Here is a 12,767-nt window from a genome sequence, read left to right as displayed (position 1 = left end):
GGTTCCCTAATGCGCTCGACGGAGACCACCTTCTCGTCCTTCGCAGTCGAGAAGAAAGCCGTTCAATCAGAAACACAGCGTATTCTGAATATCGGTCCTGCACCATTTGCGAACTGATTTTTGAACCCGGGCGCAGTCGTCGTGCCCGGGTTTCTTGCGTCATAGTCTTCCAGAAACGAAAAACCGGACGGTTTCGCCGCCCGGTTTTTGCTTATTCGTCAATGGCGAAGAGTTACTCCTCGCCGTTAGACTCTCCGGTTTCCGGGGCTTCCGCCTCGGCGACGAGATCCTCGGCTCCCTTTTCCTGTTCCGGTTCCCTAATGCGCTCGACGGAGACCACCTTCTCGTCCTTCGCAGTCGAGAAGATTGTAACACCTTTCGTCGCGCGGCTGGCGATGCGGATGCCGTCCACCGGGACGCGGATAAGCTGGCCGCCATCCGAAACCAGCATGATCTGATCTCCCAATTCAACCGGGAAGGCGGCGACGAGCTTGCCGATCTCGCTGGTCTTCGACGTATCGGTGGCCCGGATGCCCTTGCCGCCGCGACCGGAAATGCGGAAATCGTAGGAGGACGAGCGTTTGCCGAAGCCTTTTTCCGAGGCTGTCAACACGAATTGCTCGAGCGCCTTGAGCTCTTCATAGCGCTCGTCGGAGAGCTGTCCCTCTTCCGTCACCTCCTCGCCGACCAGAGCGATTTCTTCCGCCTCGCCGGTAACGGAGCGCCGTTCGGCGGCCGAGCGCTTGAGATAGGCGGCACGTTCCCACGGTTCGGCATCGACGTGGCGAACGATCGTCATGGAAATGATGCTGTCACCGTTCGCAAGCGTAATGCCGCGCACGCCGACCGAGTTGCGTCCGGCAAAGACGCGCACGTCGGAGACGGGGAAACGGATGCATTGGCCGATGGCGGTCGTCAGAAGCACGTCGTCATGTTCGGTGCAGGTCTCGACGGAGAGGATTTCATCACCCTCCTCATCGAGCTTCATGGCGATCTTGCCGTTGCGGTTCACCTGGATGAAATCCGACAGCTTGTTTCGCCGCACGGTGCCTCGCGTGGTCGAGAACATCACGTCGAGATTATCCCAGCTCTCCTCGTCCTCGGGGAGCGGCATGATCGTGGTGATGCGTTCGCCGGGCTCCAGCGGCAGCATGTTGATGAGTGCCTTGCCGCGCGACTGCGGCGTGCCGATCGGCAGCCGCCAGACCTTCTCCTTGTAGACGATGCCGCGTGAAGAGAAGAACAGCATCGGCGTATGGGTATTCGCAACACATAGCCAGGTAACGAAATCCTCGTCGCGCGTCGTCATGCCGGAGCGGCCCTTGCCGCCACGGCGCTGAGCGCGATAGGTCGTCAGGGGTACGCGCTTGATGTAGCCGAGGTGGGAAACCGTGACGACCATGTCCTCACGGGCGATCAGATCCTCGTCATCCATTTCGAGGCCGCCATCGACGATTTCCGTGCGGCGCGGCGTTCCGAACTCGTCGCGGATGGCTGCAAGCTCGTCCTTGACGATCGTCTGGATCCTGATCCGTGAAGACAGAATTTCAAGATAATCCTTGATTTCCAAGCCGATTTTGTTGAGCTCGTCGCCGATTTCATCGCGGCCGAGAGCGGTCAGACGGGCCAGACGCAGTTCGAGGATGGCGCGCGCCTGCTCCTCGGAGAGGTTATACGTGCCGTCCTCGTTGATGCGGTGGCGTGGGTCATCGATCAGGCGGATGAGGCTTTCGACATCCTCGGCCGGCCAGCGCCGCGTCATCAGCTCTTCGCGGGCCGACTGCGGATCCGGTGCTTGGCGGATGACACGGATGACTTCATCGATGTTGGCGACCGCAATCGCGAGACCGACGAGGACGTGAGCGCGCTCGCGCGCCTTACGCAACAGGAATTTCGTTCGCCGGCTAACGACCTCTTCGCGGAAGGCGACGAAAGCGCGCAGCATGTCGAGCAGAGTGAGCTGCTCCGGCTTGCCGCCGTTGAGCGCCACCATGTTGCAGCCGAAGGACGTCTGCAGGGGCGTGTAGCGATAGAGCTGGTTGAGAATGACCTCGGCATTGGCATCGCGTCTGAGCTCGATGACGACGCGGTAACCCTGGCGGTCGGATTCGTCGCGCAGATCCGAGATGCCCTCGATGCGCTTTTCACGCACCAGTTCAGCCATCTTCTCGATCATCGTCGCCTTGTTCACCTGGTAGGGGATCTCGGTGATGATGATCTGTTCGCGGTCACCCCGCATGGGTTCGATGTTGGCGACGCCACGCATGATGACGGAACCGCGGCCTGTCTCGTAAGCCGAGCGGATGCCGGCACGGCCAAGGATCTTGGCGCCTGTCGGGAAATCCGGGCCGGGAATGATTTGCATGAGCTCCGGTAGCTCGATCGCCGGATTGTCGATCAGTGCAATACAGCCGTCGATCACTTCGGACAGATTGTGCGGCGGAATGTTAGTGGCCATGCCGACGGCAATGCCGCCAGCACCATTGACCAGGAGGTTCGGAAACTTCGCGGGAACGACGACCGGCTCGCTCAGCGTGCCGTCATAGTTGTCACGGAAGTCGACCGTCTCCTTGTCGAGGTCATCGAGCAAGGAGTGCGCCGCCTTCTGAAGCCGGCATTCGGTATAACGTTCGGCCGCCGGCGGGTCCCCGTCGACCGAGCCGAAGTTGCCTTGCCCGTCGATTAATGGCAGTCGCAGTGACCAGTTCTGTGCCATGCGCGCAAGCGCATCGTAGATCGCAGCATTGCCATGCGGGTGATATTTACCCATGACATCGCCGGTCACACGGGCGCATTTCACATATTTCTTGTTCCAGTCGATGCCGAGTTCCGACATGCCGTAGAGAATGCGCCGGTGAACGGGCTTCAACCCGTCGCGCACGTCCGGAAGTGCGCGGCTGACGATCACGCTCATGGCGTAATCGAGATACGACCGCTGCATTTCCTCCATGATGGAAATCGGTTCGATGCCTGGCGGAAATTTCCCGCCGCCTATGGTGCTTTGTTCAGTCAAAACAGATCACGATCTCTCTTAGAATCACTGGAAGATTTATAGCGGAAAGCCTGCTGCAGCGCCAATTTGGACGCGGATTTTTGAACAGTCTTTTGCGTTCTTAAGACGGCAATCCAGTCATTTCCATGGCCGTTTTTGTGGGACGAATGCATGTCGCTCAAAAGTGCGCAGCGATTTTGCGGCAACGACATACCTGAAAGCAATTACCTAAAGCCTTCCGCGTGTCTCTTTTCACGTGACAGGCTTTAGGTGGGGCAGTCTGGCTTTCCTAATCGGAAATCCGTAGATAACAATCGCAATCGCGAGAATCCAGTGCTGCCGGAGCCCATATGGCAAGTCCCGATCTGTTGATCAACGCCTTCACGACGCTGCTTGTCACGACCGATCCCCCGGGACTGGCCCCGATATTCCTGGGGCTGACGGTCGGCATGAGCCGCGTGCAGCGCAGGCAGGTTGCGCTGCGCGGTTCGCTGATCGCCTTCGGCATCCTTGCTGTCTTTGCCCTTTTTGGCGCCGGTGTGCTGAACGTACTCGGCATATCGATCGGCGCATTCCGCATCGCTGGCGGCCTGCTCCTGTTCTGGATCGCTTTTGAGATGATTTTCGAGAAGCGACAGGATCGCAAGGAAAAGACGTCGGAAACCGCGATCACCAAGGATCACATGCACAATGTGGCTGTCTTTCCGCTTGCCCTTCCCCTGATAGCCGGGCCGGGAGCCATTTCGGCAACCATCCTTTTGGCCGGCAGGCTTGAAAGCGCTGTCGATCGCATCCAGCTGATCGCCTTGATCGCCCTCTGCCTTCTTATCGTGTTTGCCGCACTTGTGATCGCCGACCGGCTGGACAAATTTCTGGGCGTTACCGGCCGCACGATCCTTGAGCGGCTGCTTGGGGTCATCCTGGCGGCACTTGCCGCCCAGTTTGTCGTAGATGGCGCCAAGGCGGCGTTGGATCTTTCGGCAGTCGTTAACGGATAACGGAATGGAGTAGTTGGCTGCTCCATCCTTTAGTCATCCTCAGAATGGGATGTCGTCGTCCAGGTCGCGAGAGAAGTTTCCACCGCCTCCGCCACCGCGGTTGGAAGACGAAGGCGCCGACTGACCGTAATCGTCACCATAACCGCCGCCGTAATCGTTGTTGCCGCGACCTCCGCCCGACGATGCGGGCATTCCGCCGCCCTCGCCGCGTCCATCCAGCATGGTCAGCGCCGAGTTGAACCCCTGCAATACGACCTCGGTGGAATATCGGTCCTGACCATTCTGATCCTGCCACTTGCGGGTCTGCAACTGACCCTCGACATAGACTTTGGCGCCCTTCTTCAGATACTGCTCGGCTATCTTGCACAGGCCCTCGTTAAAGATGACCACGCGGTGCCATTCCGTCTTCTCTCGCCGTTCACCCGAATTGCGGTCGCGCCATGTCTCCGAGGTGGCGATGTTGAGGTTGGCGATCGGACGGCCATCCTGCGTGCGCCGGATTTCCGGATCAGCGCCCAGATTTCCGACGAGAATTACCTTGTTCACACTACCAGCCATGTCACCCTGCCTGCCGCCTGCCAGCGGCCTTTAAACCAATCGACGCACCTTAGACTATTGCCGCCTTATGGTGCGATTATATGCCGCCATAATCCACAAGGATTTTGTTCTTTATTTGTTCTAGTTTGTCTATATGATCTTGTCAACCGAATCGAAAACCTGACCCACCCTGGAATTTCGGTCTCGACTCGCCGGCGCCTATCACTAAATAAGGGGCTGGCACTCCGACACCAAGATCAAGCAGAAGACGATGAGCGAACTGAAGACGATCTCCATCCGCGGCGCGCGCGAGCACAATTTGAAGGGCATCGACCTCGACCTGCCGCGCAACAAGCTTATCGTGATGACTGGCCTTTCCGGATCCGGCAAGTCTTCGCTCGCCTTCGATACGATCTATGCGGAGGGGCAGCGCCGCTATGTCGAAAGCCTGTCGGCCTACGCACGCCAGTTCCTGGAAATGATGCAGAAGCCGGACGTCGATCAGATCGACGGGCTCTCGCCAGCGATTTCCATTGAGCAGAAAACCACCTCGCGCAACCCGCGCTCCACGGTCGGCACCGTCACCGAAATCTACGACTATATGCGCCTGTTGTTCGCACGCGTCGGCGTACCCTATTCACCGGCGACGGGCCTTCCGATCGAAAGCCAGACGGTGAGCCAGATGGTGGACCGCATTCTCGACCTCGGTGAGGGAACAAGGCTCTACATTCTGGCGCCACTGGTGCGCGGCCGTAAGGGCGAATACAAGAAGGAACTGGCGGAGCTCATGAAGAAGGGCTTTCAGCGCGTCAAGGTTGACGGCCAGTTCTACGAGATCGCCGATGTTCCGGCGCTCGACAAGAAGTACAAGCACGATATCGACGTAGTGGTCGACCGCATCGTCGTTCGGCCGGATGTTTCCGCCCGTCTCGCCGACAGCCTGGAGACCAGCCTGAAGCTCGCCGATGGCTTGGCCGTTGCCGAGTTTGCCGACAAGCCGCTGCCGCCTGAAGAAACCGCCGCCGGCGGATCGGCGAACAAGTCGCTGAACGAGACGCATGAGCGCGTTCTGTTCTCGGAGAAATTCGCCTGCCCGATCTCCGGCTTCACCATTCCGGAAATCGAACCGCGCCTTTTCTCCTTTAACAATCCCGCTGGTGCCTGCCCCACCTGCGACGGCCTTGGCTCTCAGCAGAAGATCGATCCGGACCTGATCGTGCCGGAACCCGAGCGCACCTTGCGCGACGGCGCGATCGCGCCCTGGGCCAAGTCGACCTCGCCTTACTACAACCAGACGCTCGAGGCGCTTGGCAAGCACTACGGCTTCAAGCTCGCCAGCCGCTGGAGTGATCTGCCGGAAGAGGCCAAGGACGTCATCCTGAACGGCACGGACGAGAAGATCGAGTTCCATTATGCCGACGGCGCCCGGTCCTATACGACGCACAAGAATTTCGAAGGCATCGTTCCGAACCTGGAACGACGCTGGAAGGAAACGGATTCCGCCTGGGCACGCGAGGACATCGAGCGCTTCATGTCGGCCGCCCCCTGCCCGGCCTGCGCCGGCTACCGTCTGAAGCCGGAAGCACTGGCGGTGAAGATCGACAAACTCCATATCGGCGAAGTGTCGGACATGTCGATCCGCATTGCGCGCGATTGGTTCGAAGCGCTGCCGGCAACATTCACGGCAAAGCAGAACGAGATTGCCGTTCGCATCCTCAAGGAGATCCGCGACCGCCTGCGTTTCCTCAACGACGTCGGCCTTGAATATCTGAGCCTCTCGCGTAATTCCGGCACGCTCTCGGGCGGTGAAAGCCAGCGTATCCGGCTCGCCTCTCAGATCGGCTCAGGGCTGACCGGTGTGCTGTATGTTCTGGACGAGCCCTCTATTGGCCTGCATCAGCGCGACAACGCCCGTCTTCTGGAGACGCTGAAGCACCTGCGTGATATCGGTAACACGGTGATCGTCGTCGAGCATGACGAGGATGCGATCCTGTCGGCGGACGACGTCGTCGATATCGGTCCGGCGGCCGGCATTCATGGCGGCCAGATCGTGGCGCATGGCACGCCGCGGGAAGTCATGGACAATCCGAATTCCCTGACCGGCCGGTATCTATCGGGCGAACTCGGCGTGCCGGTGCCCGCCGAGCGGCGCAAACCGAAGAAGGGCAAGGAGATCAAGGTCGTTGGTGCCCGCGGCAACAATCTGAAGAATGTCACGGCGGCGATCCCGCTCGGCGTCTTCACGGCCGTGACCGGCGTTTCCGGCGGTGGAAAGTCCACCTTTCTCATCGAAACGCTCTATAAGTCCGCCGCCCGTCGCGTCATGGGCGCACGCGAAATTCCGGCCGATCACGACCGTATCGACGGCTTCGAGCATATCGACAAGGTGATCGATATCGATCAGTCACCGATCGGCCGCACACCACGGTCCAACCCGGCAACCTATACCGGCGCCTTCACCCCGATCCGCGACTGGTTCGCAGGCCTTCCCGAAGCGAAGGCGCGCGGCTATCAGCCCGGTCGTTTCTCCTTCAACGTCAAGGGCGGCCGCTGCGAAGCCTGCCAGGGTGACGGCGTCATCAAGATCGAGATGCACTTCCTGCCGGACGTCTATGTCACCTGCGACGTCTGCCACGGCAAGCGCTACAATCGTGAAACCCTCGATGTCACGTTCAAGGGCAAGTCGATCGCCGACGTGCTCGACATGACCGTCGAGGAAGGCGTCGAATTCTTTGCCGCCGTGCCCGCCGTTCGCGACAAATTGCAGTCTCTGAATGATGTCGGCCTCGGTTACATCAAGGTCGGCCAGCAGGCCAATACGCTTTCCGGTGGCGAAGCGCAGCGCGTCAAGCTCGCCAAGGAACTGTCGAAGCGCTCGACAGGCCGCACGCTCTATATCCTCGATGAGCCGACGACCGGTCTGCATTTCCACGACGTAGCCAAGCTTCTGGAAATGCTTCACGAGCTGGTCAACCAGGGCAATTCGGTTGTGGTCATCGAGCACAACCTGGAAGTCATCAAGACTGCCGACTGGATCCTGGACTTCGGCCCCGAGGGTGGTGACGGCGGCGGCGAGATCGTCGCGACCGGCACGCCGGAGACGATCGTCAGGGAAAAGCGGTCCTATACCGGCCATTTCCTGAAGGAACTGCTGGAGCGCCGGCCGTTCAAGAAGGCCGTCGCTGCGGAATAGTTGATCGGGATATTTTGGGAGGAATGAATGGCGAAATCCGGCACAATCCGCACAGGCATCGGCGGCTGGACCTTCGAGCCCTGGCGGGGGCATTTCTATCCGAATGATCTGAAGCAAAAGGATGAGCTCAACTTCGCCAGCCGGCAGTTGAAGGTCATTGAGGTCAACGGCACCTATTACAGCACGCAGAAGCCCGAGACCTTCGCCAAATGGGCGGCCGATGTGCCGGAAGGTTTCGTTTTTTCGCTGAAGGCAACCCGTTTCGTCACCAATCGGCGTGTTCTGGCCGAGGCCGGGGAATCGATGGAGCGCTTTCTTTCCTCCGGCATCAGCGAACTCGGCGATCATCTCGGGCCGTTGCTCTGGCAGTTTGCGCCGACGAAGAAGTTTGATGCTGAGGATTTCGAAGCGTTCCTGAAGCTTCTGCCGGGCAAGCAGGATGGGTTGCCGCTACGTCATGTGGTCGAGGTCCGGCACGATTCCTTCAAGGTTCCGGAATTTATCGCGCTTTTGGAAAAGTACGGCGTTGCGCCTGTCTGCGCGGAACACTTCGAATATCCGATGATTGCCGATGTGACTGCAGATTTCGTCTATGCGCGGCTGCAGAAAGGCTCCGACGATATCGAAACCTGCTATTCGCCGAAGGACCTGAAGACCTGGGCGGGACGGCTGGAGACCTGGGCCGAGGGCAAGGTGCCGGACGATCTGCCGCTGATCGATGAAAAGCGCAGCGTCAAGCAGGAGCCGCGCGATGTCTTCGCCTTCATGATCCACGAGGGAAAGGTCAATGCGCCGCATGGTGCGATCGCCTTGCAGAAAGAAGTGAAGGTGTAAAATCTCCTTGCATGTCCAATCGGACACGCAACTTCGAGCGGACATATACGCTAAAACGGCGCTACCGCGGCGACGAGCTCTTCCGCCGTCAGCCCCTTCCCGGCGCGCTGACCCGCTTCGCCATGTAGCCAGACGCCGGCAGCCGCCGCCTCGTAAGTTGGCATGCCCTGAGCCAACAATCCGCCGATGATGCCGGCGAGTACGTCGCCCGAGCCGGCGGTGGCAAGCGAGGGCGGCGCATTCGTATTGATGACGGCGCGGCCATCGGGCGATGCTATGACAGTATCGGCGCCTTTATAGACAAGCCCTGCATTGGCGCGCGTCGCGGCGGACCTGGCTTTCTCCACCTTGCCCATGGCATCGTTGGCTGCGATGTCGGGAAAAAGGCGGGCGAACTCGCCCTCATGCGGCGTCAGCACAAGTCTCGCTTCGCCACCGGCGAAGGCGTCGAACAGTTCCTCCGGCGCGTCCCGGAAAGACGTGATGCCGTCCGCGTCGAGTACGAGGCGGCGCTCGCTCAGAGCTTGCGCGAATTGCCGCGCCTTTTCTCCCGCCCCAAAGCCGGGGCCGAGAACGAAGGTCTGCAGGCGCTTGTCGTCCAGCCACGTGGCAAGCGCATCACCGTCCTCCACAGTATGCAGCATGATTGCCGTGAGATGGTTCGCATTGACGGCGAGAGCATCCTTTGGCGAAGCGACCGTCACAAGGCCAGCTCCGACCTTCAATCCGGCCATGGCGGTCAGTCTGGCTGCGCCCGTTGCTCCCGAATTGCCCGAAAAGACGACAAGATGCCCACGCCTGTATTTATGCGTTTCGATATTCGCTGCGGGTACATGGTCTTGCCATTGGAACGGACCGTTTTCCGCAATCTGCCCGGAGGCGTGGCTCCGGACGATCCGCTCCGGAATGCCGATGTCGAAAACCTCGAGTGTTCCGCAGAGTTCTCTCCCCGGCATCAGCAGGTGAGCCGGCTTACGGGTCATGAAGGTGACCGTGTGAGCGGCGCGGAAGGCGGCACCGAGGACCTGCCCGGTTCCTCCATGCAGCCCGGACGGCAGGTCGACGGCAATCACCGGAATGCGCTCCGCCGTCACGCGGTCGACAAGGGATTGGACTGCCGGGGGCACGGCGCGCGCCAGTCCGGCACCGAAAATCGCATCTATGATGGTGTCGCCCGGCTCGGGCATGTAACGTTCTATATCGTCCGTGGAAAGCGGGCACAGATCAAAGGCTCGGGCCGCATCGCTCTTGAGCTTTTCCGTTTCCCCGAGGTGAAAGAGTTCTACCCGAGCACCAGTCTGAACCAATGCTCTTGCGGCGACATAACCGTCTCCGCCATTGTTTCCCGGTCCGCAAAGGACGACGAAGCGCCGCGTGGCTGGAAACAGCCTGAGCGCTGCGGCCGCGACCGCCTGCCCCGCCCTTTCCATAAGGTTGAAAGAGTCGATTCCTGATGCTGCAGCGCCGGCGTCGACCGCGGCCATTTCCGAGGGCGTAAGAAGAAGATCGGCAAGTTTCGATGTCATGGTTCCATTGAATTGCAAAACTGCGCAAAAAACAATCGTCGTTGCATCTTCTGGTGTGGCTGATAAATATGCAAATGATGAATTTTAAGGCGTTTACGCTGGGAAAATCATTCGGCTGCGGAAGTTGGATTTTTTTGGTTTTGGGCTGTTTTTTGGCCTTTCGACATAAATCCTGGGCGGATTCAATGTATTTTTGCCCAGTTTACACTCGGATTCGTGCGTTTGCGGTCAGTTAATGCCAATTTTTCCCAAGGTTGGCTGCAGACTGGCACGATAAGTGCATCATGCAGGCGAAGCGGGATATTCCTGCTGTAACGGGAGAAGCGGAGAGATATTTTCTCATGAAAAAGATCGAAGCGATCATTAAGCCTTTCAAGCTTGACGAAGTGAAAGAAGCACTTCAGGAAGTCGGCCTGCAGGGTATCACTGTCACGGAAGCAAAAGGCTTCGGTCGTCAGAAAGGCCACACGGAGCTTTACCGTGGTGCCGAATACGTCGTCGACTTCCTGCCCAAAGTGAAGGTCGAGGTCGTATTAGCGGACGAGAATGCGGAAGCGGTCATTGACGCAATCCGCAAGGCCGCGCAGACCGGGCGCATCGGCGACGGAAAGATTTTCGTCTCCAATGTGGAAGAAGTCATTCGTATCCGCACCGGTGAAACAGGCATAGACGCTATCTAACCCGCCTCGCCGTTCGGTCGAGGTCATAATCGTCATCCAAGTCAAGGGAAGCATTTTAATGACGACTGCCAGTGAGATTTTAAAGCAAATCAAGGACAACGACGTTAAGTTCGTAGACCTGCGCTTTACCGACCCGAAGGGCAAGCTGCAGCATGTCACCATGGACGTCGTCTGCGTCGATGAAGATATGTTCGCCGATGGCGTCATGTTCGACGGCTCCTCGATTGCGGGTTGGAAGGCTATCAATGAATCTGACATGGTGCTGATGCCGGACCCGGAAACGGTCCACATGGATCCGTTCTTCGCTCAGTCGACCATGGTTATCATCTGCGATATCCTCGACCCGATCTCCGGCGAAGCCTATAACCGCGACCCGCGCGGTACCGCCAAGAAGGCCGAAGCCTATCTCAAGGCCTCCGGCATCGGTGATACGGCTTTCTTCGGTCCGGAAGCCGAATTCTTCGTTTTCGACGACGTCAAGTACAAGGCTGATCCGTACAACACTGGGTTCAAGCTTGATTCGAGCGAACTGCCGTCCAACGACGACACCGACTACGAAACCGGCAATCTTGGCCATCGTCCGCGCATCAAGGGCGGATACTTCCCGGTTCCGCCAGTCGACAGCGCACAGGACATGCGTTCCGAGATGCTGACGGTGCTCGCCGAAATGGGCGTCGTCGTCGAAAAGCATCACCACGAAGTGGCTGCCGCCCAGCATGAGCTCGGCATCAAGTTCGACACGCTGGTCCGCAACGCCGACAAGATGCAGATCTACAAGTATGTCGTACAGCAGGTCGCCAATGCCTACGGCAAGACGGCAACCTTCATGCCGAAGCCGATCTTCGGCGATAACGGCTCCGGCATGCACGTTCACCAGTCAATCTGGAAGGGCGGCAAGCCGACCTTCGCCGGCGACGAATATGCCGGTCTTTCCGAATCCTGCCTCTTCTACATCGGCGGCATCATCAAGCATGCCAAGGCCATCAATGCCTTCACCAATCCGTCGACGAACTCCTATAAGCGTCTCGTCCCGGGCTATGAGGCACCGGTTCTGCTTGCCTATTCAGCTCGCAACCGTTCGGCTTCCTGCCGTATCCCGTTCGGCTCCAACCCGAAGGCAAAGCGCGTCGAAGTCCGCTTCCCCGACCCGACTGCGAACCCCTATCTCGGTTTCGCCGCCATGCTGATGGCTGGTCTCGATGGCATCAAGAACAAGATCCATCCCGGCAAGGCCATGGATAAGGATCTCTATGATCTGCCGCCGAAGGAACTGAAGAAGATCCCCACGGTTTGCGGCTCGCTGCGTGAGGCCCTCGAAAGCCTCGACAAAGACCGCAAATTCCTGACGGCCGGCGGCGTCTTCGACGACGACCAGATTGACGCCTTCATCGAGTTGAAGATGCAGGAAGTCATGCGCTTCGAGATGACCCCGCATCCGGTCGAATACGACATGTACTACTCGGCCTGATCGGCTTGAAAAGGAAAGCCCCGGCGCCCATCGGGGCTTTCACCAAATGATCGATGTCTCCACGGCCGGGATCGGCTATGTGACAGTCATGTGACGAAATGCCTGCAAAAAACTTGATTTGCGTGGGCCCGATCACCAAATTTGGTGATGAAAGGAAGTCGTACCATGAAACAACGCAATGCAAAGTTCAGTATAGGTGAAGTGGTCCGGCACAGGGTCTTTCCGTTTCGCGGCATCGTCTTCGATGTAGATCCGGAATTTGCCAATACAGAGGAATGGTGGAATTCCATTCCCGCCGAAATGCGGCCCAGCAAGGATCAACCGTTCTATCACCTTCTCGCTGAGAATGATGAAACCGAATACGTGGCCTACGTCTCGGAACAGAATCTCGTAAGCGATGAGAGCGGCGTACCGCTCCGTAATCCGCAGATCTATCAGATTTTCGACCGCGCCCCGTCCGGCCAGTTCAAACCGAAGATGAGTTTCGCTCACTAACCTCCCTGAGCGAAATCTGGGGATTCTGCTCCCAGGAATCCCCT

9 protein-coding genes are annotated in these 12,767 nt (G+C 58.7%); 6 read left to right on the top strand and 3 right to left on the bottom strand.

Annotation, left to right across the window (positions count from 1 at the left end):
* Positions 1 to 232: 232 nt before the first annotated feature.
* Positions 233 to 3,013, bottom strand: coding sequence for a DNA gyrase subunit A (gene gyrA / locus AAE029_RS07115; protein ID WP_371072084.1), 2,781 nt, complete (start codon positions 3,011 to 3,013; stop codon positions 233 to 235).
* Positions 3,014 to 3,342: 329 nt separating this feature from the next.
* On the opposite strand from gyrA, the gene AAE029_RS07110 reads away from it, so the two are divergent.
* The gene (locus AAE029_RS07110) at positions 3,343 to 3,990 is read left to right on the top strand and encodes a MarC family protein (protein WP_371072083.1); all 648 of its coding nucleotides are present in this window, start codon (positions 3,343 to 3,345) and stop codon (positions 3,988 to 3,990) included.
* Between the two features lie 39 nt (positions 3,991 to 4,029).
* On the opposite strand, the gene AAE029_RS07105 is transcribed toward AAE029_RS07110, so the two are convergent.
* On the bottom strand, positions 4,030 to 4,548 hold the full coding sequence (locus AAE029_RS07105; protein WP_371072082.1) for a single-stranded DNA-binding protein: 519 nt from the start codon (positions 4,546 to 4,548) through the stop codon (positions 4,030 to 4,032).
* 250 nt (positions 4,549 to 4,798) lie between these two features.
* Between AAE029_RS07105 and uvrA the strand changes: the two genes are divergently transcribed.
* On the top strand, positions 4,799 to 7,720 hold the full coding sequence (gene uvrA / locus AAE029_RS07100; RefSeq protein WP_371072081.1) for an excinuclease ABC subunit UvrA: 2,922 nt from the start codon (positions 4,799 to 4,801) through the stop codon (positions 7,718 to 7,720).
* Positions 7,721 to 7,747: 27 nt separating this feature from the next.
* Positions 7,748 to 8,554, top strand: a complete 807-nt coding sequence (locus AAE029_RS07095; protein ID WP_371072080.1) for a DUF72 domain-containing protein — start codon at positions 7,748 to 7,750, stop codon at positions 8,552 to 8,554.
* Positions 8,555 to 8,604: 50 nt separating this feature from the next.
* Here AAE029_RS07095 and AAE029_RS07090 read toward each other — a convergent pair whose 3' ends face one another.
* Complete coding sequence (locus tag AAE029_RS07090; protein ID WP_371072079.1) at positions 8,605 to 10,080, bottom strand: NAD(P)H-hydrate dehydratase; 1,476 nt, start codon at positions 10,078 to 10,080, stop codon at positions 8,605 to 8,607.
* A 341-nt stretch (positions 10,081 to 10,421) separates the two neighbouring features.
* On the opposite strand from AAE029_RS07090, the gene AAE029_RS07085 reads away from it, so the two are divergent.
* The 3 genes from AAE029_RS07085 (at position 10,422) to hspQ (ending at position 12,723) form a co-directional block, all read left to right on the top strand.
* Entirely contained in the window at positions 10,422 to 10,760 is a 339-nt protein-coding gene (locus AAE029_RS07085; RefSeq protein WP_003539626.1) for a P-II family nitrogen regulator, read from the top strand.
* Between the two features lie 58 nt (positions 10,761 to 10,818).
* Positions 10,819 to 12,228 (top strand): type I glutamate--ammonia ligase, encoded by a 1,410-nt coding sequence (gene glnA, locus AAE029_RS07080; protein WP_371072078.1) that lies wholly within the window; start codon positions 10,819 to 10,821, stop codon positions 12,226 to 12,228.
* Positions 12,229 to 12,393: 165 nt separating this feature from the next.
* Positions 12,394 to 12,723, top strand: a complete 330-nt coding sequence (gene hspQ, locus AAE029_RS07075; RefSeq protein ID WP_371072077.1) for a heat shock protein HspQ — start codon at positions 12,394 to 12,396, stop codon at positions 12,721 to 12,723.
* Positions 12,724 to 12,767: the final 44 nt, after the last annotated feature.

It is taken from the genome of Sinorhizobium sp. CB7, from assembly GCF_041357635.1.
GTDB lineage: Bacteria > Pseudomonadota > Alphaproteobacteria > Rhizobiales > Rhizobiaceae > Rhizobium.
Note: the sequence above shows the minus strand (reverse complement) of the source record. Positions and strands in the feature narration are given on the sequence as shown.